Raw genomic sequence first — 1,790 nt, 5'->3', positions numbered from 1 at the left:
TCCATGATTTCTAAGATTTTAATAATGAAACATAGAATAAAAATAAACCTTAACCATTATAAATCAGTGAGTTGAGTCAAAAAACTACCGACGCAGTCGGTTTAGTTCAACACATGTAGTTATAGCATTCCCACAACCTATTGCGTCTATATCGCCATTGTCCACAGGTATTCGCGATTCTGTTCAGAGCAAGTTAATAAATTAACTCACTTCCTCTTAAAGAAAGAGCGGGCATATTTAGCGCTGTCATTTTGCTTTACAGTACAGGATCAGGAGAAAGATGCCGCGGTGCTACTGCAAATACTTGAGGAGAATGGGGTGAAGTTGAAGACGGTACAGTGAGGCCAGATTACTAAGAAGGTCTGCATCCCAAAGTTTATCAGCAAGGGTTTCATCTTAAATATCAAGACAAGTTATGGAACATCTGTAATACAATTATTAAATCTACTCAATCACAATCTTTCCTTTAACCCAATCAGGTAAATAGAAATTTAATCCTGTCTTATGCTCTACTTCAATTAATTTATTTCTCAATTCCACAGATCTTAACCCGATTTCCGATCTTAGCTCATTTGTCTGTGAAAGGGTTGATTGGGTAGGAGGATTAAGAAACCCGTAACCTGGTCCAGTTCTCAACACCGCTATCTTCCAATCATCTGCTAATGCGAATTCAAACGGTGAGATCTGCCCTTTGTCAATAGCCTGAATGAGCATTGGTCTAATAAAATTGTAAAGTGTATCCCTTTGCCCATATTCCTGTGAAATGGAATTATGATGGCTTACAATGGTCGACACCCAGAAGTTATTTCCTATAAGTTGCTCGCCGGGATAACCGTGATTTTCGAGCAATCTGATCAGTTTTTCCAATTGGTCTTCACTGTGTGGGGCAAATTTCCTATCGGCATATTTAACCTGGGCTTTGTCACTAATTCTCAGTAAAGCTCCCAATGCCATTGCCTGATCCCTTTTGAACATCGTCTGTACCTGATCTTTGACTGAAAGATTTAATCTTTTTAGATATTCTCCATGAAGATTTTTGTAGTCAAGTTCCAATGACTTCCAGTGCTCAAGTCTGTGGAGAGGTTTTAAGAATTTATTGGTTTTGAGCTCCTTTAAGTCCCATCCTGAAGAAATTCCCTTTTGGATGTAATACAAGGCTTTTTCTTCATCACCTATATAAAGTGCCAGTTGAGAGGCTATCTTATAATCGCGTAAAAAAACAAAGTCGTAACTCTCAACGATTTTTTCATACTCCGCTAGGGCTTCTTTAAACTTTTCTACACTCAGTAAAGTTTCTGCCTTTATAATTTGCTGATGGTATTTTATAAAACTAGGTTCTCTGGTAGCAACATCCTCTTTAGGGTATGGGTTTAGGAATGGGATTAATACCAAGATTAAATGATATATGATCATGAGTTGTATAAAGTTTTCTGCACCAGGAGTACGGAATCAACTTCACTTAAGCTAGACCTAGCCCACAGTTAATTGTGTGTTTTCATCCATTTGGTTAAAGAGGGGAATTATTGCTTAAAGGTTGGAATTTCAAAAAGAAATTGTGAGATACAACTAGTAATTGGATTCCTGTCCTAACCCCATCTCCCGATATCGCGTTGCTCATCGGGACAGGCTTTCGCTTAAAGAGAAGGCGCACTTGCAAAATGCGATCATTAAGAAATTATAAGTATCGCTCCGAGCATCCCATATGTTTTGGATTAGGAATTTCAGAGAATCGGTTTAGGTCTGTGCTGCTTCCAGTTTGAGGGAAGAAGTTGGTACAGGTCTTTTTGTTT

At 38.3% G+C, this 1,790-nt stretch carries 1 protein-coding gene; it reads right to left on the bottom strand.

What is annotated here, in order from left to right:
- Positions 1 to 444 precede the first annotated feature (444 nt).
- A complete protein-coding gene (locus tag SYJ56_RS25735; RefSeq protein WP_323839261.1) occupies positions 445 to 1,413 on the bottom strand; it encodes a hypothetical protein in 969 nt (322 codons plus the stop codon).
- Positions 1,414 to 1,790: the final 377 nt, after the last annotated feature.

It is taken from the genome of Algoriphagus aurantiacus (assembly GCF_035156405.1).
GTDB classification, from domain to species: domain Bacteria; phylum Bacteroidota; class Bacteroidia; order Cytophagales; family Cyclobacteriaceae; genus Algoriphagus; species Algoriphagus aurantiacus.
Note: the sequence above shows the minus strand (reverse complement) of the source record. Positions and strands in the feature narration are given on the sequence as shown.

What these genes read in the sequence shown, in the direction of transcription:
- SYJ56_RS25735 (WP_323839261.1), bottom strand. Translation starts at nt 1,413, where the DNA reads ATGATCATATATCATTTAATCTTGGTATTAATCCCATTCCTAAACCCA.